The sequence below is a fragment of the Reyranella sp. genome (assembly GCF_965279465.1).
In the GTDB taxonomy this organism is placed as follows: domain Bacteria; phylum Pseudomonadota; class Alphaproteobacteria; order Reyranellales; family Reyranellaceae; genus Reyranella.
In genome coordinates, this window is record NZ_OZ257242.1 from 2,881,986 (window position 1) to 2,901,404 (window position 19,419).

Consider the following 19,419-nt stretch of genomic DNA (forward strand, 5'->3'; position numbering starts at 1 on the left):
GTCACGATCAATTGTACTTCGCGATCTCGAGCCGGCCGACCTGGTCGCGATGGACCTCGTCCGGACCGTCGGCCAGGCGCAAGGTGCGCTGGTGGGCGTACATGCTGGCCAGCTTGAACACCTGGCTGACGCCGCCCGCGCCATGCAACTGCAGGCAGCGGTCGACCACCTTCGAGGTGATGTTCGGCACCGCCACCTTGATCATCGCGATCTGCTGGCGGGCTTCCTTGTTGCCGTACTTGTCCATCGCCCAGGCGGCCTTGAGGACCAGCAGGCGGGCCATGTCGATTTCCATGCGCATATCGGCGACATGGGCCTTGGTGACCCCCATCTCCGAGATGCGCTGGCCGAAGGCGACGCGGCTCTTGGCGCGCTTGATCGCCATCTCGAGCGCCCGCTCCGCGACGCCGATCGCGCGCATGCAGTGATGGATGCGGCCCGGTCCGAGGCGGCCCTGAGCGATCTCGAAGCCGCGACCCTCGCCGAGGAGGATGTTGGCCTTTGGCACGCGGACGTTGTCGTAGACCACCTCGGCATGGCCGTGCGGCGCGTCGTCATAGCCGAACACGTGCAGCATCTTGACGATCTTGATGCCGGGCGTGTCGCGCGGCACGACGATCATCGACTGCTGGCGGTAGGCCGGCGCATTGGGATCGCTCTTGCCCATCAGGATGATGACCTTGCAGCGCGGATCGCCCATGCCCGACGACCACCACTTGCGGCCGTTGATGACGTAGTCGTTGCCGTCGCTCTCGATGCGGCACTCGACGTTGCGCGCGTCGGACGAGGCGACCGCGGGCTCGGTCATCGCGAAGCAGGAACGGATCTCGCCGTTGAGCAGCGGCGTCAGCCACTTGTCCTTGAGTTCCTTGCTGGCATAGCGGGCGAACACTTCCATGTTGCCGGTATCGGGCGCCGAGCAGTTGACCGCTTCCGACGCGATCGAGGAACGGCCCAGGATCTCGCAGAGCGGGGCGTATTCGAGATTGGAAAGGCCCATCGTGCCGTGCGTGTCGCCGGTTTCACGATCGGCCGGCAGGAACATGTTCCACAGCCCGCGCTTCTTCGCTTCGGCCTTGCATTCCTCGAGGACAGGCGGGAGCTGCCAGCGATCCTTGGCCTTCTCCATCTGCTCCTCGTAGACGGACTCGGCCGGATAGATGACGTCGTCCATGAACTTGAGCAGCTTTTCCTGCAGTTCCTTCGTGCGATCCGAGTATTCGAAATCCATCGCTCTCTCTCCCTGTGTGCTGCGGCGGACTCTGGCCGAAAACCATGGCAATGTGAACGGCCATTCAGCCGCGCCGCTGGTTTCGAATTGCGGATGGCAGGGAGGAAGAAGAATCCATGAAAATCGCGAGCTTCGAGGCGATCGCCCTCAAGGTGCCGGAAGACGACCCGCTGGCCAACATGCCGGAGGAAGCCGGCCGCACGCGTCCCGCGGTGGCGCTCCGCCTGCGCACCGACAGCGGTATCGAGGGCATCGGCGTCACGCTTTACGGCAAGATGACGCGCACGCTGCATGCCGCCGTCGAGGAGCTGGCGGCGTTGACAGTCGGCGAGGACCCGATGCGCATCGAGGCGATCGTCGCCAAGCTGCGCGCCAATAGCGGCGATGCCGGCCCGGGCGGCATCTTCACCCTCGCTTTGTCGGCGATCGACACCGCGCTTTGGGACATCAAGGGCAAGGCGCTCGACCAGCCGCTGTGGAAGCTGCTGGGCGGCCATCGCGACAAGGTGCCGACCTATGCCTCGGGCTCGTTGCGCCGCGGCCTCACCGACAAGCAGGCGCAGCAGGCGGCCGAGACGCTGCTGAAGAAGGGCTTCCGCGAGATGAAGACCCAGATGGCGCTGCCCGGCGAACCGACGCCGGCCGAGGAGGTGCGCCGGGTCAAGGTGATCCGCGACGTGATCGGTCCGGACATCAAGCTCATGTGCGACATCAACCAGCGCTGGCGGCCCGAGCAGGCGATCGACATCGGCCATCATGTCGAGGAGGCGGGCGTCGGCCTGTTCTGGCTCGAGGACGTGACGACGGCCGACGACTACCAGGGCCTCGCGCGGGTCACCGCGGCGCTCAAGACGCCGATCGCCGGCGGCGAATACGTCTGGGGCATCGCGCCCTTCCGGCAGATGATCCAGGCGCATTCGGTCGACATCGTGATGATCGATCTCGCGCGGGTCGGCGGCGTCACGCAGTGGATGAAGGTCGCCGGCATGGCCGAGGCCTTCAACCTCCCGGTCGTGAGCCACGTCATGCCGGAGATGCTGCTGCACATGGTGGCGGCGTGCCCCAACGGCCTGACCGTCGAGTACATGCCGTGGATGGTCGCGCTCTACCAGGAGACGCCGACGATCGAGAACGGCCAGCTCGTGCTGCCGACCAAGCCGGGGCTGGGCCTGACCTTCGACGAGAAGGCGATCAAGAGCTTCCGGGCGTAGCCGCGGCGTTTCGCGGGCCGATGTGTTATCCTGTCTGCATGTCCTCGGATCTGTCCCTGCCGCGGGAATACAAGCGCCGTGTCGAAGGAGCCTTCGGCACGCGCCTCGCGAAGATGGTCCTGTTCGGATCGCGTGCGCGCGGCGACATGCACGAGGAGTCCGACTGGGACATCGCTGTCTTCCTCACGGACGAGCCGTCTATGGAAGACCGTCATCGGCTCGTCGACCTGGGTACCGATGTGCTCTTCGAGACGGGGCAGGTGATCCAGCCCGTGACCTTGCCGCTGCGACGGCAGGCCGAAGAGAGCTACCTGATGCGTGCCATACGCACCGATGGAATCACTTTGTGATCGAGGAAGCGAGGCAGCATCGGGTTCGCGCGCGGCGTCTTCTCGAAATGGTGGAGAAGCGCTGGGAGCAGGAGTTGCCGGAGATCGTCGTGCACACGGCGTACTACGCGATGTACCATGCCGCTATCGCTCTGTTTGCGAAGCGGGATTTGCCAAAGCCCAAGACGCATTCGGGTCTGAGCGCACGCTTCAGCGAGCATTTTCGAGATACTGCGCCCGACGGGCGCGACCAGGTGCGGCGCCTGGGACGTGCGCTTGAGCGCCGTCTGATCGCAGACTACGACGCGGTCGATACCCTCGGCACTGACGACGCCCGAATTGCTCGCGACGAAGCCATGCTGTTCGTGGCGTTTTGCGAGAAGCTCATGGGTTCGGAGTAGCGCCGAGAGCCTCGATGACATGGTCGTTCCACATCGCGCTCCTTGCCGACCGGCCTCCGTCGGGCGTAGATGGGCGAGATAGAACAAATAAGGAACTAATCTGTGGATAATTTGTTGCAGGTGCCGTTCAAGCCGGTCGACTTCCTGAGCCGTGACGTGAGTGTCGAGCGCCGTGCCGACGGCACGATCGTGCTGCAATCGAACCACCGGCTGAAGCCGTACGAGAAGCACGTTCCTGCCTTCCTTGCGAAATGGGGGGCCGAGGCGCCGGATCGCGTCTGGCTGGCGCAGCGGCGCGGTCCGTCGCGGGAGTGGCTGAAGGTGACTTACGGGGAGGCCAAGCGGCAGGTCGATTTGGTGACGCAGGCGCTGCTCGACCGCGGCTTCGGGCCGGACAAGGCGGTGATGATCCTTTCGTCGAACTCGATCGAGTTCGCGCTGCTGTCCATGGCGGCGATGCAGGCGCGAGCGCCGCTCGCGCCGGTGTCGCCGGCCTATTCGGTGATGAGCCGGGATCACGCCAAGCTGAAGCACGTCTTCGACCTGATCCGGCCCGGTCTCGTGTTCGTGCAGAACGGCGAGGTCTACGGCGATGCGCTCGACGACCTGGACCTGGACGGCGTGCTGCTGGTCCATGTCGACAAGCCGCCGCGCCAGAGGCAGTCGCTGCCGTGGAGCGAGCTGATCGCCACCAAGGCGACCGGCGACGTCCGGAGGTCGATCGAGCAGATCGAGCCGAAAACGATCGGCAAGTTTCTCTTCACCTCGGGCAGCACCGGCATGCCCAAGGCGGTGATCAACACGCAGGAGATGATGTGCGCCAACGTGGCGATGGGCCAGATGGCGAAGGTGCGGAGGCCGACCGATCCGGCGCCGGTACAGCTCGACTGGCTGCCGTGGAATCACACGATGGGCGGCAACGCGACCTTCCAGGGCAATCTCGCCGAAGGCGGCACGACCTGGATCGACGACGGCAAGCCGCTGCCCGGCCTGTTCGAGGAGACGCTGCGGAACCTGCGCGAGGTCTCGCCGACGGCCTTCGCCAACGTGCCGGCGGGTTACGCGATGCTCGCCACGGCGCTCGAGAAGGACGAGGCGCTGGCGAAGAAGTTCTTCAGGAACCTCAATTCGCTCGCCTACGGCGGCGCGACGCTGTCGAGCGATCTCTACGAGCGCATGGAGCGGCTGGCGGTGAAGCACACCGGCTATCGCGTGCCCTTTATCAGCGGCTGGGGCTCGACCGAGACCGCGCCCACGGCCACGTCGGTTCATTGGGCGTCGGAGCGGGTCGGTCTCGTCGGGCTGCCGTATCCGGGCGTGCAGCTCAAGATGGTGCCGACCGGCCAGGAGGGACGCTACGAGCTGCGGCTCAAGAGCGTGATCGTGACGCCGGGCTATCACAAGCGGCCCGATCTCACGGCGCAGATGTTCGATGAGGAGGGCTTTTACCAGATCGGCGACGCCGGCCGCTTCGTCGATCCCGGCGATCCGAACGAGGGTCTCGTGTTCGATGGTCGCGTCGTCGAGGACTTCAAGCTCACCAGCGGGACCTTCGTGCTGGTCGGCACGTTGCGGACGACGGCCGTGGCGGCAGTCTCGCCCGTGCTGCAGGACGCGGTGGTGTGCGGTCAGGACCGCGACCATGTCGGACTGCTGGGCTTTCCCAATGTCGCCGCCTGCCGCCGGGTCGCCGGCGACGAGAACGTTCAGCTCTCGACCGCGGAGGTGCTGTCGCATCCCGCAGTGATCCAGACGGTGAGGGAAGGTCTTGCGAAGATGAATGCCGAGGGCAAGGGTTCGTCGATGCGGGTCAAGCGCGTTCTGCTGATGGAGGAGCCGCCCTCGGTCGATGGCCACGAGATCACCGACAAGGGCTACATCAACCAGCGTGCTACACTCGACCGGCGCAAGGCGCTGGTCGACAGGCTCTATGCCGGCGGCCCCGGCGTGATCGAAATCGACTGATGGAGGAATTGATGGCGGGCAACGGACAGACGGTCATCGACCTCGACCGGAAGCGCATGCAGGCGATGGCATCGAAGGACGTGGCGACCCTTGAATCGCTGATCGCCGATGACCTTATCTACACCCATTCCTCGGCGCGGCTCGACACCAAGCGCAGCCTGATCGACAACATGACGTCGGGTTCGACCGTCTACTCGGCGGTGGAGCCTTCCGACGTGAAGGCGCAGGATCTCGGAGACACCGTCGTGCTGACCGGAGTCGCCCAGATCAAGGTCACGGCGAATGGCAATCCGCTTGCCTTCGGCGTGCGCTTCACGGACGTTTATGCCAAGCGTGACGGGCGGTGGCAGATGGTGACCTGGCAGTCGACGAAGCTGCCCTGAACGAAATCGAAAGGAATTGACCATGATTCAAGCGAAGGTGCCCGAGGGCCTGCCGAAGTGGATGTCGGAGCACGTCGACCGCTACCTCAAAAGCGGCGGCACCGATGGCCACATGTACGAGGCCAACTTCCCGAACATGAAGCCGATCACCGTGCCGTCGTTGCTGTTGGTCACCAAGGGGCGCAAGAGCGGCGAGAAGTATCTCTTCCCGCTGTTCTACGGCGAAACCGGCAACAGCTATTACATCGTGGCCTCGAAGGGCGGCGCGCCGGATCATCCCGGCTGGTACAAGAACATCCTCGCCAATCCCGAGGTCGAGCTGCAGGTCGGTACCAAGACGATGAAGGCCAAGGCCCGCACCGCATCGGGCGCAGAGCGCCAGAAGCTGTGGGACGACTCGCTGAACTTCTGGCCGCCCTACGCTGACTACCAGAAGAAGACACCGCGCGAGATTCCGGTCGTCGTCCTCGATCCCGTCTGATTCAACGGAGCGCGCAACTCCAGTTGCGCGCTCCTGCGATCAGATCTTGTCGATCACGGCGGCACGAAAGCGTTTCATCTCCGCCAGCACGGCGTCGACCGTCGGTCGGCCGAAATCGATATCGATCGCGCCGACGCCGAGCTTCTTCAACGCGCGGAAATCCTCGATCAGGTCGGCCTCGCTGCCGGAGAACAGGCGTCGTTCTCCGTCCGACGCCCTGGCCGGCACGACGGCGCCGTAGCGTTTCACCCTGAAGCTGACGCCCATGGACGCCGGATCCCGGCCAGCCTCGGCGGTTGCCTGACGCAGGCGGGCGATGCCGGCCTCGAGGCGCGGCAGCGTATCGAGCAGGTGCTGGTTATTGCTGCCGATCGGATACCAGGCATCGCCGACCCGAGCGGCGCGACGGATCGCGAGCATGCCCTCGCCGCCGACCCAGATCGGCAGCGGGCGCTGGATCGGCTTGGGCTCCAGCACGATACCCCGGAAATTCACGTATTTTCCCGCAAATTGCGGGCTCGATTCGGTCCAAAGCACGCGAAATGCGTCGATATATTCGTCGGTCACCCTCCCGCGTTCCGGAAATGGCGTGGTGACGACGGCATCGAACTCGGCTTTTAGCCAGCCCGCGCCGATGCCTACGACCAGGCGCCCGCCGCTCAGCACGTCGATCGTCGCCAGCATCTTGGCGGCGAGGACCGCCGGCCGGTGCGGCACGACCAGCACCGCGGCGACCAGCCGGATGCGCGAGGTCTTGGCGGCGATGTAGGCCATGCCGACGAGCTGCTCGTGCCGCTCGAGCGGCGCTTCCTCGTAGAAGGCGCCGTCCTCGGAGTAGGGATAACCCGGCACCTTCGTGTCGGGCAGCACGACGTGATCGGTCACCGTCAGGTAGTCGAAGCCCAGGGCCTCGCCCTCGACGGCGAGCCGCGTCATGTCGGGGACCTTCGACAGCGGTCCGGAGTTCGGCAGGTTGAAGCCGATCTGCATCCGTTCAGGCCGCGATCTGCAGCGCCGTCGGCCCGTCGCCGGCCAGCGTCGTGCGGCGCATGTCGCGCGGCTCGTGCGCCGGGAAGGGACGCGCGCGATGCATCGTCTGGCGGTTGTCCCACATCACCAGGTCGCCCAGCCGCCACTTGTGCGTGTAAACGAACTCGCGCTGCGTGGCATGCTCGATCAGGTCGCGCAGGTAGCCGCGCGCCTCGGGCATTGGCCAGCCGACGATGCCGCCGGCATGGCTCGAAAGATAGAGCGACTTGCGGCCGGTCACCGGATGGGTGCGCACCATGCACTGCCGCACCGGCTTGAAGCGCTCGCGCTCCTCGTCGGTGAAGTCGTAGAAGCCGATGATCTGGCGCGAGAACATCTGGCTGTGCTCGCACACCATGTCCTGCACCTCGGCCTTTGTCTCCTCGTCGAGCGCATCGTAGGCTGCGCGCATGTCGGCGAACTGCGTATCGCCGCCCTTGGACGGGAGGCTGACCGCGTGCAGCAGCGAGTACTTGGCCGGCGTCACCTTGAACGAGCTGTCCGAATGCCACAGCCGGTTGCCGATGGCGAAAAGCCGCCGGCGATCGTCGCGCGCGTAGGGCTTGTCGTTCTTGTCGAGGTTGGAGACGTCGGCGAATGTCGTCGGCAGGCGTGTCTCGTTGGCGGCGCGCAGGCTGGTGCCGATCGCGTGCTCGATGTCGCCCAGGCTTTGCGTGAAGGCGAGCTGCTGGGCGTCGGTGATGTTCTGGTTGCGGAAGACCAGCACGGCATACTTGTCCATGCCGGCATGGATGGCGGCCACCTCGTCGGCCGTCATTGGCTTGCGCATGTCGATGCCCTCCACTTCGCCTGCGAGGCAGGGCCCGACCTGTCGAATGGTGACTGTCATCGTTTCCTCCTGTTGGTTGTCTCCTATTTGAGGGGCGAGAACGCCGCCGGCACCGCGAAGGTGTTGACCATGCGATGCATGACGACGCCCTCGGGGCGCGGCGGTGGCCAGCTGCCGGGCTTCATCGCCAGCCCGCGCAGCCGCTCGCGCTCGCCCATGTTCTTGTAGGCCCAGACATGGATCCACTGGTTGAGCGGGCCGATCTCGGTGTAGCCGGCGAAGATCAGCGGCGAGACCTTCACCCTCTCGCCGATATGCTTGCTCCAGCTCTCCATGATCTTCGGGATTGCGCCGGCGCCATAGGTGTACGTGCGGAACTCGTAGCAGGTGCCGTGCTCGCCCGGCTGGAAGTTCGGCGAGAAAGCCGCCGGATAGACGATCTTGCTTTCCATGTCGGTGACGAAATCGGAGATCGCCGGCGGCCAGACCTTGGTCTCGACAGCCTTGGCCCGGATCTCGTTGCGCTCGTTGATGTCCTTGTACGGCCAGATATGGATGATCTTGTTGAGCTCGCCGACCTCGGTATGCCAGAAGCCCGCCAGCGGCGAGAGCTTCACCCTGTTCTCGATCTTGTCGGCGAAGGCTTGCACAGCGTTCGGCACGGTGCCGGGCTTCAATTGATAGGTGCGAATTTCGAAGATCATGTCTCTGCTCTCTCCTGATGTCCCAACTGCAAAGCTCCGTGTCATCCCGAGCGCAGCGAGGGATCTATTGGGCCCCAGCATGGATCCCTCGCTGCGCTCGGGATGACACTGGGCGCTGTGGATGACATGGCGGTCAATCAGCGGCCGCCTTCATGGGCTTGAAGGCCGGCATGACCTCGTTGGCAAAGCGGTCGAGCTGTTCGAGCGTCACCGCGAGGGGCGTGCCGAGCGGCATGGAGCAGCTGATGCGCTCGAGGCCCGGATAGCGCTTCTCGACCGCCTTGAGCTGCTCGATGATGTCGGCCGGCGTGCCGGCGAGGAAGCCGCCCGCCTTCACCGCATCCTCGATGCGCGGGAGCTTGACGTTGGGCACCAGTCGCGGATCGCGCATCGCGGCGATCTGCTCGTCGGTCAGCGCGCGCACCAGGCGCAGCTCGCCGAACATCTTCATGTTCTCTTCGTAGGCCGTGGCGGCGGCACGCATCGCCGCCTCTCGGCTCTCGGCGATATGGAATTGGTAGCCGAGCGAGAGCTTCTCGCCCAGTTCCAGCTCGATGCCGCGCCGGGCGTAGGCCGCGCGGAACTCGTCCATGTGCCGATCGACCGCGCCGCCTTCGGCCGAGCCGCCGCCGATCACGCCCGAGATGCCGTGCTTGGCCATGAAGTCGAAGGCGCGCGCCGAGCCGCTCTGGATCGGCTGCCAGCATTCGACCGGCAGCCGTTGCGGCCGCGGCACCAGCGAAATTTCCTTCAGCGTGTAGCCACGATACGGCACCTCGGGCGGGATCGTGTAGAAGCGGCCCTTGTGGCTGAAACGCTCCTCGTTGAAGGCCTTGAAGATGATGTCGACGCCTTCCTCGAACATCTCGCGGTTGGCCGCCTGGTCGGTCAGCGGTGCGCCGAAGCTCTCGACCTCGCGGGTGTGATAGCCGCGCGCCACGCCGAAGATCACCCGCCCGCCGCTCAGGATGTCGGCCATGGCGTAGTCTTCGGCGAGCCGCAGCGGATGCCACATCGGCACGACATTGAAGCCGCAGCCGATCTTGAGGTTCCTGGTCTGGTTGACCAGGTGCATCGCCATCATCAGCAGGTTGGGGATGCACTCGGTGCCCTCGGGCTGGAAATGGTGCTCGGCCATCCAGAAGGTGTCGTAGCCCAGCCCGTCCATTCTCTTCGCGTATGCAACGGCTTTGTGCAGTGCACTCGCGAGCTCGTCGTTGGAATAGAGTCGGTCGTTGATCGGCGTCCCGAGATACCCGAGTTTCTCCATGTCGACCGTGCCGACGTACGAACTGTCGAACTTTGTGATCATGGTTGCGATCCCTTCGACTTTGGCGGCCGAAAACGCGCTACAATGTCCGCCTGACCGAACGGAGGCAAGCGATGCCCAAGCAATTCGACCGCAGTGCGGAGGACCTCGGCAATATCGTCGGGCTCGAGCATGTCAACCTGCTCGTCCCGGATCAGGGGTTGGCGACCTTGTTTTATGTCAGCGGGCTCGGGCTGACGCGCGATCCCTATCTGATGACCAGCGTCGACAATATGTGGATCAATGTCGGTCGCAGCCAGTTTCACTTGCCGACCGGCAAGGCCCAGAAGCTGCGCGGCCGCACCGCGCTGGTGATCCCCGATCATGAGCTGCTGGTGAAGCGGCTGGAGAACGTAACGAAGGCATTGGGCGGCACGAAGTTCGCGTTCACCGAGCACGCCGACCGGGTCGAGGCGACATGCCCGTGGGGAAACCAGTACATCGTCTACGACCCGTCCGAGCGCTTCGCCGGCATGAAGCTTGGCATGCCCTATGTCGAGTTCGACGTGCCGGCCGGCACGGCCAAGGGTATCGCGGGCTTCTATAGCGAGGTGCTGGGTACCATGACGTCGGTGAAGGATGGCGCGGCGCACGTCCTGGTAGGGTATGGCCAGGAGCTGGTGTTCCGCGAGACCGACACGCCGCAGGCCGCCTATGACGGCCATCACATCCAGGTCTATGTCGCGAACTTTTCGAAGCCGCACCGCGAGCTGGTCGAGCGCAAGATCCTCACCGAGGAGAGCAACCAGTACCAGTACCGCTTCAACGACATCGTCGATCCGGCGAGCGGCAAGAAGCTGTTCGAGATCGAGCACGAGATCCGCAGCATCACCCATCCGCTCTATGCGCGACCGCTGGTGAACCGCAATCCGCGCCAGACCAACCGCAACTACGTCCAGGGCCGCGACGGCTGGGTGCCGGAACTCGAGGATGCCGACCTAGGCGACATCCGCCGCGAGATGCGCCAGAAGCGCTACGAGGAAGCGACGGGACGGCCGCTGGCCGCCGACTGAATGAGAAAAGTCTTCCGTCCCAAGCTCATATCATGATTTGAAATTTGCCGGCAGTTCCGCTGGAACTTTCTACCTCCCGTCGTTCCCAGCAAGTCCGAGTGCAAGCAATCTTTCAGATCAACAGGCCGTGTCGCTGCGATCCTTCACCCATTGTCTCAGTGGCGTGCTGCCATAGGTTTTGTCGCCGACGGGCTTCGCTGCAGCTTTGATGAAGTGAGGGATCAGGCGCCGGCCATGTGGCAGTGGTGCGCGCGCCTGCCGGTCAGCGCTCATTGACCCCGGATCCGTCTCGAGACCTGGGATAAATGTCTCTCTCTGAACTGTCGGCGACCGAGATCAAGAAGCCTTGAGCTGAATACACTTAACTCTCGACCTTGCAAAAGCCACCGCCGTCCCCAGGGACCGCTTTATCACCGAACTACCGTGATTGGGATCGCTTGCCATCGTGAGAGGATCGCATTGGCCGCTGTTGAATTGCCATCCTCAACCCAGAAGAGGTTCCCCATTGCCCTCACAGCAATGGGCTTCCGTTTTGCAATTCGCCCTTCGTAGGCTGCACGCATCAGTTGGTTCGCACTCTGCACGCTCTCGAACCGCAGATGAGCAAGAACCAACGAGCGAACTGACACAAAGGCAAACGAGCTTGAGCTGGAAAAGTATCGGTTCACATCTTCCGAAAGCTTCGTGAGACTCCGCAACAGGTTACTTTCGGGAAGGCAAAGTTCGACTTCATCGGACCCAAAGGTCGCCATCACGGGGAAACAAGTTGAAGGATGCGTCAAAGACTGGAGCTCCCAATCCATTCTACTAACAGTTCGCCCAGCCACAGACCCCACCTTTCAGTTGCAAAAGACTTGCGGCAGTGTAGTGCTTGGTGCAAGCTCAACTCAACTTCCCTCGCTTCGGTCAGCGAATGGAGTGAGCCCGCCTTTGGACCAAAGGATCGAGCCGTGAGAACCAGCACGAGAAGTTCAATGCAGATAAACTCAAAGCTGTTTGAAGCCTATCAGGAAATTAAAGGTCTCTACGCCATTGTTGTGCAGTCTCTTGCGGACGTGGAGAGTTCAAATTCTACAAAACTTTTCTACAATTCTGACTACGACCTAATTTATCCTTGGTTGTGGCCCGGTGCTCATTCAACGTCGCCTCAATACGATCGCGCAGGCCGAAATATATTTTCTCTTCTCATGCATTGTCATAAGTCGGTTAATTTCAAGATTTGCTTTACTGTTCCAAGTATTCTTGAGTTTCTCGATACGGTTGAGCATCGCTTCGCGCACTTCATAAGAATTAGCGACTCGCGTGACTATGCCGCAGAGATTATCTCGGCATTTCAAGCTTCGCGTGCTCAACCTCGCGATCTAGCTCAAGAGTCCAGCGAGGGTGAACGCTTAAAAAGATATATTGGCAACCTGCAACTCGGAAGCCACAATACAAACCTCCGAAAGGTGGTCTCCCTGTTCAATAACGGCGTGTTGTCGCTTGCGCATGAGCATACGAACATACGTCCGCAGACTCGCGATCCTTTCAGTCCGATTAATCACGAAATAAGCAAAGAATACCTCGACATATATGATCGGATGAAGCGCAAGCGCGGCCGAACGGACACACGCCCCGATGCGGACAAGATGTTCCACTATAAGGTTGACTCTTGGAATATTGCCTTCAGATTAATAAATTCCTTTTCAAGAGAGCAGGAATTTCTATACGTTTGCCGCCCTCAAATTCGTAGCTATTTTGGTTCTTTCGATGATCAAAGTGTTCATTCGCGGAACCCTCTGGTGCCTTTGTACCAGTTGTTTGCGGCATTCCAAACACCAGAAAATTCGGAGAAGGTTACCGAAATTCAGGATTTTCTTCGTGACGCGCGTGCGCGATTTTTGGACATAACAAATCACATTGAGAGAAAAAACGACCACGATCCTCAAGCGTTTTCGCAGTACTTTCAGAGACAGATCGGATGGGTTCAAGATACGTTTGTGCGACCACTTGTCGGACATGACTTTAACGCGTCTTCCAATCCAGAACTGGCAGATAGGGAAACAGCAGACAAGGCAATAGACGGACCATATTCCAGCGTGACGCGTATTGACGAGTTCCGGGATCGGTTGCGCTACGACGCCACCCAGTTAAAAGTTGCCGCTCATGCAATTGCCGACATCGCGCCACTTATTGTTGAGGATCGGCTCTTAGAGCCTTACAATTTGTCGAATGATGCTAGAGTGCAGCAAATACTACAAACTCTTAATATTGACTAGAATGGGATTCATCGGCCGATAAGTCTGTTTTTATCTATGCCACTATTGTCGCATATCGCTGTAACGCGGTTCCGGAAATTTTGGAATTCAGAGCGCGGTGCGGTGTTTTTCGGGTTTGGCATCGGTAGGTTGGCTCAATGTTGCAGTGAAGCCCCTTTGTTTGATCCGGAGCGAAACCTTCGCCGTTCTGGGATTTTAAGTGTGTCTGGCGTCTAAAGCGGTCCAGGCGCCCTAAGTGCCAAATCTCGAGTGTATTTTGGTTCCCGGCCTTGCTCCAGAGCTAAACAGGCGGGAGAGCAGGCCCCCCATTATAGAAAATTATGTAAGAGTACCAGTCTTTCCGACCGCGTGGATCCATTCAATCATATTTTGAGCCACCCCTCAATCTAACTCTAGGATCGCGGAGTCACCTCTCTTGATTGTTTGCCTTACTCTCCAGAATACTCTCAACTTCTGTGATGTTCATGTGCAGCTGTTGCCGCTCACGCTCGCTTAGGCGAACCGAAAACATTCGCAATCTAATTACCGCACAGACTTCAGCAATCTCGTTGTCGTCAACGATGCCGCCGGCAAAAATATTATATCTGAATATTCGATAGCCTCTCAAATATAAGGCAATCATGTTATTTCCATCAACAATTCTTTCATCCTGTTGAAATCCAAACAAAATATCGCCTCGTCTCGTGTCCTCGTTAAAGCTCAGCTGATAGGCCTCCTTGGCAAGTTCCATTGCCTCTCTGAAGTCTTCAATTATATATTTGTATCGAGCCTGAAATCCGTTTGACGAATTATCTGGAATAAGATGCGGGCGAGCAAGTGCGGTGTTTATGTTCTCATGCAACTCCATGCTCTTTCGCCTCGGCACAACTATCCTGTAGATGCTCCATACGGGCAAGCTGGTATCTGAAGCAAGCTGCCGATACGATCTATCAAGAAATCGCAACGCATCTGAACGATTGTAGGATTGAGTTATCTCATACTTCCAGAATGCGAGTACAGCCTCTGGACGAAGATTTACGATGTGATTTTCATATGCGCTTAAGTCATCAAATAGCCGATCCAAGAACTTCTGTCGATCATTACCAACGCGCTTCAAAGTCCTATTCGAATATCGGCATTCAAATTGCGTCACACCCACAACCTTTAACCTGACACTCTCAAAAGAAAGTAGCTTCTGACATTCGTCGCAAGCAATGTACTCAGGGCTATGACTATCGTGCAGACGTTTTTCGCTCGCTAACCCGTCTGCGATAGTTCTAAGTGTCTTAAAGCACCGCTCCAGCTCTCGGCCTGCTGCCTCATGATCATTCTCATTGTCAAATTGCGAAAGCTTCAATAGATGATTATCGTACTCCGCGAGTTTCCCGCCAATGAAGCCTATAAGTCGGCCCGCAGCAGTAGAAACTAGGCTCATCACTAGAGACCGATAGGTCGATGGGGGCCGTTGAAACTCGGTGACGAGCTTGGAAAATTGTCGATGCAGAGCACGAAAATCGCGCACGTAGTACGGCAAACTGTTGAAGGTTCGCTTTAGTGTCGCGGAATTTCGCTCAAGGTTATTGCGAGCGGTCTGTATGTCCAAACTCCAGGCGCCATTGGCCCCTTTGTAGACAAGCTTATGGTTTACTTCGGACCAAATATCTTCGACCGCGGTCCGTATCTGTATTTCCATCGGTATTTGTACGACTTTTGACGGTCTGAGCGTATAGCTAAAAGTATTAAGGTAAATGTGTGCGGAAGAATATAATTGTGGCGTCGGTTCAATGACTCGAAATTTGTCTTGTAGGGCCCTGGCGGCTGTTGGGTCCGACACATCCGCGGCAATGCGAGTTTTAACTTGGTCGGCACACCGAGCGTAGACGTCAGCATCCTGCGAAGGTTCGAAGCAGTTTTGTTGTCCATAAGGCCTGCCCTCTTCAGCCACTCGCTTGTAAAATTTTGCCCGCTGCACCGCGTCCCAAACAGTAGCACCTGAAAACAAAGGTTGATCTAGTGACCGTCCCACCTCGATTGCACGCAATATTTGATGCAACGCAGGCCAGAGATCCTCATCATCAAGCGTCACGACTCGCACGCCAATTACATCATCTACAGATGAAAAAGAATATTCGGGATCCGTGCGCTGGTGGTCCTCAATTTTCTTTGTGATGCTGCCGTAAGCCTTTATCCTGCTGCGAGTATAGAAGTGCACTTCCTGAAAAGCGGTTCCTAGTCCCGCAAGTACTGATTGAAATCTTAGCGCGACTGGTCCTGCGGCGTGCAAGACCTCGAATATGTGGTCAGGTGATGCGCCAATCATTGCAGCTCTCAGAATAGCAATATTGTTAACAGCGAAGGTGGTAGCGGCTGTCCAGACGAGACTACCGTGGGCTGTATCTCTTCCGCAAGCCGCTAGTTGCGTGCTGCGGACCGGCTTGACCGGGCGAGACCAACACATCGCGAAGGCCACCCATAATTTGCCTAAATGTAGGTCGGCGATGCCAGTCAAAATCAATCATTAGCTCTAATACAGACGCTAATCGACCAGGTCCGTCCAGACCTTGAAGCTCACCAGCGTGTTGGGGCCGAAGGTGTAGGTGATCGGCACGTCGGCCGCATCACGCCCTCGGGCAATCAGGATCCGGCCGATGCGCGGCACATTGTTGCGCGGGTCGAAGGTGTACCAGCGGCCGCCAAGGTAAGCCTCGAACCAGCCGGCGAAGTCCATCGGGTCCGGTACCGGCGGGATGCCGATGTCGCCCAGATAGCCGGTGCAATAGCGCGCGGGAATGTTCATCGCGCGGCAGAACGCAACGCCCAGATGAGCGAAGTCGCGACACACGCCCGTTCGTTCGTTGAAGGCCTCCCATGCCGTCTTCGTCGGCCGGGCGTGCTGGTAGCCGAACGTGATGTGGTGGTGGACGAAATCGCAGATTGCCTGGACCCGCGCCCATCCCGGGGGCGTGCCACCGAAAAGCTGCCAAGCCTGATCCGAAAGGCGATCGGTTTCGCAGTACCGGCTGCCGAGAAGAAACCCCAGCGTGTCGGCGGGAAGGTCTTCGACCGGATGCTGTGGCGCGTCCGGAACAATGGCATCGCGCAATCCCGAATCGCGGACGATGCCGTCGCCGGTCAGCTGCAGGCGGCCCGCGGGAGCGAGGATCCGGCTGCACCAGTTGCCGAACAGGTCGCGATAGGCCTCGATCGGGAGGGAGGGGGTCGTGGTGAGATGGTCGGGAACGACGACGTCGGAAGCCCGGGAGAAATGGGTGCCAAGGACCATGATCATGGGCGTTGGCTGCGGAAGGTCGTAGATCAGTTCGTAGCCGACGCGGATTTTGATCAAGCTGTTCCTCGATTCAGGTGCACTCCGAGGTGACGCTGACGCGCACCTCCATGCCCAATGGGTCCGACGCGGACCCGATGAATGTCCCGTGAAGCGGGAGCGCGCATTCCGGATCGCCGACGACGGCGACCGTTACGAGCGCACTCCTGCCGACGCTACCGCTGGTCGGATCGAAATCCATCCATCCGATGCCCGGCAGATAGACCTGCGCCCACGCATGTGTGGCGCCATGCGGGCCGTCCTCGGCACCCGGCGCCTCAGCAAAGGCAACTGCCAGGTAACCCGAGGCGAACCGCGCAGCGAGGCCCAGGGCTCGGGCCGCTTCGATCATCAGCCAGGCGAAGTCTCGACAACTTCCGTGACCCAGCCTCAACGTTTCTGCCGGCGATTGGATGCCTTTGGCTTCACGGCGGCGATAGGTAAACTGCTGCTGGATACCCCGAGACAGGCGGGTGAGCAGGGCGAGTGCGCCGTCGGGCGTTGTTTCGTCGATGAATTGCCGTGCCCAGCTGCCGATTTCGTCGTTCGGGTCAGCATGACGCCGCCGCAGGCAGTCGTCGACCTCGGGCTCGATGTCGCTCCCATAGTCGACCGGAAAGGCCGGGCCGCCCGCGTCGAGAGTGAGGACCCCGGGATTGGCCGGCGAGTGCTCGAGGCAGACCACGCTGTCGAAGCTGAGCTCGGTCGCACTGGCGGCGAATTCCGCGATCGCGACATGGTTCCCGAAGGCATCGCGGTCAAAGCGCAGGCTGCAGGGCTCTGGCGTGATCCCGAGTGTCGCACCGATGACCTTCTGGTCGTGCGAATCGCGCGGACGCAGCATCATCCGATGTTCGCCAAAGGCGACCGGCCGACGGTATCGATAAGTCGTGACGTGCCGAATGGTCAACGCTGGCATGACATCTTTCCCACTCCCAAGAGGGCACCAAGCACGTTTCGCGCCATAGGGATAGCCAAAGAGCGCGCTGCTGCGCGCAGGCGGGGAAAGGGTATAGTTGGGAGAAGCCGGCACCCTGAACAGCCGGTAGACTGGAGGACACCATGCCTGTACGCGTGATCGGCATGATCGGCGTGGCGCCGCCGAGCGGCGAGGCCACGGTCCATATCATCAAGGGCGGGATCTCGCCGCCGTACCTGAGGGCCTACGCCCAGGCGCATGACAAGGCGGGCTTCGACCTCGCGCTGGTCGGCTACACCGCGTCCTCGGCCGAGGGCTTTCTCGTTGCGCAGTACGCGGCCCACCACACCGAACATCTGGGCTTCCTGATCGCGCACCGGCCGGGTTTCGTCGCGCCGACCTTGGCGGCGCGCAAGATCGCGACCTTCGATCATCTCACCGAAGGGCGCATCGCCCTGCACGTGATCGCTGGGGCAAGCGATGCCGAGCAGCACGGCGACGGTGACTTTGCTCCCAAGGAAGAACGCTACCGCCGCGCCGCCGAATATCTCGAGGTGATGAAGCTCGCCTGGTCGAGCGAGCGGCGCTTCGACTTCGAAGGCGAGTTCTACAAGGTACGCGGCGCAAAATCCGACATCCATCCTTTACAGAAGCCGCATCCGCCATTGTTCTTCGGCGGCTCGTCGGAAGGCGCGTTGGCCATGGGGGCGAAGCATTGCGACGTCTTCGCGATGTTCGGCGAACCGCTCGCCGCCACCGCGCAGCGGGTCGCCGAGTTCAAGGCGCGTGCTGCAGCGTATGGCAGGACACCGACCTTCAACATGTCTTTTCGCCCGATCCTCGCCGATACCGAAGGCGCGGCATGGGATCGCGCCCGCAGGATCCTCGCGACGATTCAGAAGCCCGGCGATCCGACCGGCTTCGGCAACGCCAAGAAGCCGCTCGACCACTCCGCGCGCCGCCTGCTCGACTTTGCCGCGCAAGGCGAAACCCATGACGAGCGGCTGTGGATGCCGATCGCCGAGGCGACCGGCGCGATGGGCAATACGTCATGCCTGGTCGGCACGCCCGAGCAGGTCGCTCGCGCGCTGCTCGAATACTACAAGATCGGCGTGCGCTCGTTCCTGATCCGGGGCTTCGACCCGTTCGAGGACACGATTGACTTCGGCCGCGAGCTGATCCCCCGGTTGCGAGCGGGAGCGGCGGAGCTCGATCGGGCGAGGGCTGCCTGACGATGCCGGCTCAGCGATCTTCGTTTCTGTCCGACCCGCGTCCACGCCGGAGCACGGTCCGCATGATGGCGAAGAACAGCAGCGCTGCGACGGGCCAATGGAACCAGATCCTGTGCGGACTGGTGAATAGGTTGATCAGAACCAGAAAGCCCGCAACGGTGAGGGCTGCGGCAACGGGGCGAGGCAGGTTCGCGACGCCCTGCCGGAGGACATGGATCCACCCGGACGGCTGGTGTTCGCCGCGAAGCCCAGGCGCCGCCGGCTCGGCCGGAGACGCGGCGCGGCGGGGAGTCGGGCTTTCGCCAACCGGCGCGCCGACGCGAGCGTTGTCCCCGTCAATCATGGCCACGCGATAGCTGGTCACGGGAGCGACGTTCTTCATCGGCTGCTGGCCGAGGCAGTCGAAGCCGACGGACAGCTTGTTGCGCACCTGGTCATACACCGTACTGGAAATCACGATGCCGCCGGGCTCGGCGAGTTCCTGCAGCCGCGCCGCGATGTTGACCCCGTCGCCATAGATGTCGGCGCCGTCGACCATCACGTCTCCCAGATTGATGCCGATGCGAAACCGCATCCGGCGGGCCGGGGAGGGGGCCCGCTCCTCGCTGGAAACCTCCTGCTGGGTCTCGATCGCACACTGCACCGCCTCGACCACGCTGGCGAACTCGGCGATCACGGCATCGCCCCAGGTATTGACGATCCGCCCGTCATGGCGCTCCACCAACCGCGTCATCGCGGTGCGATGGCGCTGCAGCTCCGCCAACGTTCCCGCTTCGTCCGCTTCCATGAGACGGGAATATCCGTGCACATCGGCGCACAGGACTGTGGTCAATCGGCGCTTCACCTTGTCGGTCATCGCT

18 protein-coding genes are annotated in these 19,419 nt (G+C 61.1%); 9 read left to right on the forward strand and 9 right to left on the reverse strand.

Going from position 1 to position 19,419, the window contains the following annotated elements; genetic code table 11:
• Nucleotides 1-7: 7 nt before the first annotated feature.
• Nucleotides 8-1,231 carry an acyl-CoA dehydrogenase family protein gene (locus ACQY8M_RS14095; protein ID WP_428673029.1) on the reverse strand — a complete coding sequence of 408 codons (1,224 nt, stop codon included), beginning with the start codon at nucleotides 1,229-1,231 and terminating at the stop codon, nucleotides 8-10.
• Nucleotides 1,232-1,347: 116 nt separating this feature from the next.
• Here ACQY8M_RS14095 and ACQY8M_RS14100 point away from each other — a divergent pair, with 116 nt between their 5' ends.
• The 6 genes from ACQY8M_RS14100 to ACQY8M_RS14125 all read left to right on the forward strand — a co-directional run bounded on the left by ACQY8M_RS14100 (nucleotide 1,348) and on the right by ACQY8M_RS14125 (nucleotide 6,001).
• On the forward strand, nucleotides 1,348-2,442 hold the full coding sequence (locus ACQY8M_RS14100; protein WP_428673032.1) for a mandelate racemase/muconate lactonizing enzyme family protein: 1,095 nt from the start codon (nucleotides 1,348-1,350) through the stop codon (nucleotides 2,440-2,442).
• Between the two features lie 38 nt (nucleotides 2,443-2,480).
• Entirely contained in the window at nucleotides 2,481-2,792 is a 312-nt protein-coding gene (locus ACQY8M_RS14105; protein ID WP_428673035.1) for a nucleotidyltransferase domain-containing protein, read from the forward strand.
• The gene (locus ACQY8M_RS14110; protein WP_428673037.1) at nucleotides 2,789-3,172 is read left to right on the forward strand and encodes a HEPN domain-containing protein; all 384 of its coding nucleotides are present in this window, start codon (nucleotides 2,789-2,791) and stop codon (nucleotides 3,170-3,172) included. Before ACQY8M_RS14105 ends, ACQY8M_RS14110 begins: the two co-directional genes overlap by 4 nt.
• Nucleotides 3,173-3,274: 102 nt before the next feature.
• A complete protein-coding gene (locus ACQY8M_RS14115; RefSeq protein ID WP_428673040.1) occupies nucleotides 3,275-5,137 on the forward strand; it encodes an AMP-binding protein in 1,863 nt (620 codons plus the stop codon).
• An 11-nt stretch (nucleotides 5,138-5,148) separates the two neighbouring features.
• Nucleotides 5,149-5,520, forward strand: coding sequence for a nuclear transport factor 2 family protein (locus tag ACQY8M_RS14120; RefSeq protein WP_428673043.1), 372 nt, complete (start codon nucleotides 5,149-5,151; stop codon nucleotides 5,518-5,520).
• A 22-nt stretch (nucleotides 5,521-5,542) separates the two neighbouring features.
• A complete protein-coding gene (locus tag ACQY8M_RS14125; protein WP_428673045.1) occupies nucleotides 5,543-6,001 on the forward strand; it encodes a nitroreductase family deazaflavin-dependent oxidoreductase in 459 nt (152 codons plus the stop codon).
• Nucleotides 6,002-6,040: 39 nt separating this feature from the next.
• On the opposite strand, the gene ACQY8M_RS14130 is transcribed toward ACQY8M_RS14125, so the two are convergent.
• The 4 genes from ACQY8M_RS14130 to ACQY8M_RS14145 form a co-directional block, all read right to left on the reverse strand.
• On the reverse strand, nucleotides 6,041-6,991 hold the full coding sequence (locus ACQY8M_RS14130; protein ID WP_428673048.1) for an LLM class F420-dependent oxidoreductase: 951 nt from the start codon (nucleotides 6,989-6,991) through the stop codon (nucleotides 6,041-6,043).
• A gap of 4 nt (nucleotides 6,992-6,995) precedes the next feature.
• On the reverse strand, nucleotides 6,996-7,880 hold the full coding sequence (locus ACQY8M_RS14135) for a TauD/TfdA dioxygenase family protein (protein ID WP_428673051.1): 885 nt from the start codon (nucleotides 7,878-7,880) through the stop codon (nucleotides 6,996-6,998).
• 23 nt (nucleotides 7,881-7,903) lie between these two features.
• A complete protein-coding gene (locus ACQY8M_RS14140; RefSeq protein ID WP_428673054.1) occupies nucleotides 7,904-8,524 on the reverse strand; it encodes an NIPSNAP family protein in 621 nt (206 codons plus the stop codon).
• Nucleotides 8,525-8,657: 133 nt separating this feature from the next.
• Entirely contained in the window at nucleotides 8,658-9,836 is a 1,179-nt protein-coding gene (locus tag ACQY8M_RS14145; protein WP_428673057.1) for an LLM class flavin-dependent oxidoreductase, read from the reverse strand.
• A gap of 71 nt (nucleotides 9,837-9,907) precedes the next feature.
• Between ACQY8M_RS14145 and ACQY8M_RS14150 the strand changes: the two genes are divergently transcribed.
• Both ACQY8M_RS14150 and ACQY8M_RS14155 read left to right on the forward strand, forming a co-directional pair.
• The gene (locus tag ACQY8M_RS14150; protein ID WP_428673059.1) at nucleotides 9,908-10,846 is read left to right on the forward strand and encodes a hypothetical protein; all 939 of its coding nucleotides are present in this window, start codon (nucleotides 9,908-9,910) and stop codon (nucleotides 10,844-10,846) included.
• A 974-nt stretch (nucleotides 10,847-11,820) separates the two neighbouring features.
• Complete coding sequence (locus tag ACQY8M_RS14155) at nucleotides 11,821-13,104, forward strand: hypothetical protein (protein WP_428673062.1); 1,284 nt, start codon at nucleotides 11,821-11,823, stop codon at nucleotides 13,102-13,104.
• A gap of 406 nt (nucleotides 13,105-13,510) precedes the next feature.
• Here ACQY8M_RS14155 and ACQY8M_RS14160 read toward each other — a convergent pair whose 3' ends face one another.
• From ACQY8M_RS14160 to ACQY8M_RS14170, 3 genes are read right to left on the reverse strand one after another with little or no spacing between them, the layout of a single operon-like run.
• Nucleotides 13,511-15,598, reverse strand: a complete 2,088-nt coding sequence (locus ACQY8M_RS14160; protein WP_428673064.1) for a hypothetical protein — start codon at nucleotides 15,596-15,598, stop codon at nucleotides 13,511-13,513.
• A 21-nt stretch (nucleotides 15,599-15,619) separates the two neighbouring features.
• A complete protein-coding gene (locus ACQY8M_RS14165; RefSeq protein ID WP_428675361.1) occupies nucleotides 15,620-16,426 on the reverse strand; it encodes a transglutaminase-like domain-containing protein in 807 nt (268 codons plus the stop codon).
• A gap of 16 nt (nucleotides 16,427-16,442) precedes the next feature.
• Nucleotides 16,443-17,327 carry a transglutaminase family protein gene (locus ACQY8M_RS14170; protein WP_428673067.1) on the reverse strand — a complete coding sequence of 295 codons (885 nt, stop codon included), beginning with the start codon at nucleotides 17,325-17,327 and terminating at the stop codon, nucleotides 16,443-16,445.
• Nucleotides 17,328-17,470: 143 nt separating this feature from the next.
• Between ACQY8M_RS14170 and ACQY8M_RS14175 the strand changes: the two genes are divergently transcribed.
• Complete coding sequence (locus tag ACQY8M_RS14175) at nucleotides 17,471-18,559, forward strand: LLM class flavin-dependent oxidoreductase (protein WP_428673069.1); 1,089 nt, start codon at nucleotides 17,471-17,473, stop codon at nucleotides 18,557-18,559.
• A gap of 10 nt (nucleotides 18,560-18,569) precedes the next feature.
• On the opposite strand, the gene ACQY8M_RS14180 is transcribed toward ACQY8M_RS14175, so the two are convergent.
• Complete coding sequence (locus tag ACQY8M_RS14180) at nucleotides 18,570-19,415, reverse strand: adenylate/guanylate cyclase domain-containing protein (RefSeq protein WP_428673072.1); 846 nt, start codon at nucleotides 19,413-19,415, stop codon at nucleotides 18,570-18,572.
• Nucleotides 19,416-19,419: the final 4 nt, after the last annotated feature.